Here is a 1,257-nt window from a genome sequence, read left to right on the forward strand (position 1 = left end):
GCTTTTTGTCGGACGGCATCATCAATTGATACACATCGAGCGGATCTTGCAGACGCAAAAGCGAGAAAGTGCGCGCCGAGATCATTCCCGCATGTCCGCCGGTTGCAAATGGAATCATGCCGAGGCCCCGCGGTACTTCCGCTCTCGGCTCGGCGCTCAGCGCCCACTCATTGAAACGTTCAATTGTGGCTGCGAGCACTGGCACGTGTTCGTCCAAGGCGTTTTTTAGAATGGGGAGCAGCGTCAACGGCACATCATCATTCGGCAAGGTCATCATTGTTTTCTTCGATAAAATTGGGATAGTTTTCTTGAATAATCTTTTCTCTAGAGGCTGCGGCATCAGCGCATTCTTGATAGCGATTTTCCAGGCGCAATTCATCCAGCAAAATCTTGCTATTTTGTTGATAAGATTTCTTAGTCATTAACCACCTTTGTAACTGGTGAGAGCGAGCTATCTCAGAGATCAGTTGTTTAAATTCCTCTAGTGTCAGGTCATTTTGCACTAGCCAATCTGCAAAGGCTTCCTCTTCAGTTAGATTATGCTGGGAACGAAAGTGTTGGCTTTGCTTATCAACTTCTGCCTCAGAGGCTTTAACCCCCAGAAAATCAGCTAAAATTTGAACTAAGGCTCGATTACAAGCATGCGAATTGATTTTGGTGAACAATGCGGTCAGCAGTTATGATGAAAATCAGGCAGCAGAAAATGCGTCGACCGCTTGGAACACCTGGAAATCAGACCAAGCAGAAGTGATTACTGGTCTGACAGAATCATCATATGCACTGATTGTGAAGCTTGTTACTGAATTTACGAAGACATTGACGAATCTGACAGGTTCTGATCAAACGGCAAATGCTAACTCTAAGACTGAATTAGAAAATCTAGCTCAGCAAATTATTCAACATATCGAAGATGTAAGGCCAGTCTAAGATGAGTGCGCGAAATTCTGAAGATGTTGCGATGAAAGCTCTGGCAAAGCAGGTTGCCAAAGAAATAAAGAAGCAGGAGTTACTTGCCTCGGAATCAGATATTCTTGGGCCAATTGCTCGTTTTATCGGTTACTTAGCAAAATTATTCTTTGAGGGTGTGGTAAAATTCAGTATTCCACCGCTTATCTTGTTTTTTGTCGCTCTTGGCTTAGTGAACTCTGACGGATCGAGTCAAATAAGCTTTTGGGATGTTGTACTTGGTAATTCCGTTGAGATTCCCAAGGCTAAGGGGAATGAGGAATCCGGCTATGTGACTTCACTGCCGGACTA

4 protein-coding genes are annotated in these 1,257 nt (G+C 44.4%); 2 read left to right on the forward strand and 2 right to left on the reverse strand.

Going from position 1 to position 1,257, the window contains the following annotated elements; translation table 11 throughout:
* Positions 1-277, reverse strand: a 277-nt coding sequence (locus tag F6K23_RS40795) for a hypothetical protein (protein ID WP_293166950.1), incomplete at its 3' end; no start/stop codon positions are given.
* Complete coding sequence (locus tag F6K23_RS40800; protein WP_293166951.1) at positions 258-665, reverse strand: hypothetical protein; 408 nt, start codon at positions 663-665, stop codon at positions 258-260. The genes F6K23_RS40800 and F6K23_RS40795, both read right to left, overlap by 20 nt.
* Between F6K23_RS40800 and F6K23_RS40805 the strand changes: the two genes are divergently transcribed.
* Together F6K23_RS40805 and F6K23_RS40810 are read left to right on the forward strand one after the other, a co-directional pair.
* A complete protein-coding gene (locus F6K23_RS40805) occupies positions 655-927 on the forward strand; it encodes a hypothetical protein (protein ID WP_293166953.1) in 273 nt (90 codons plus the stop codon). The two genes, F6K23_RS40800 and F6K23_RS40805, sit on opposite strands and share 11 nt — an antisense overlap.
* A gap of 31 nt (positions 928-958) precedes the next feature.
* Positions 959-1,257, forward strand: a 299-nt coding sequence (locus F6K23_RS40810; RefSeq protein ID WP_293166954.1) for a hypothetical protein, incomplete at its 3' end; no start/stop codon positions are given.

This window comes from Okeania sp. SIO2C9 (assembly GCF_010672455.1).
Classification (GTDB): Bacteria; Cyanobacteriota; Cyanobacteriia; order Cyanobacteriales; family Microcoleaceae; genus Okeania.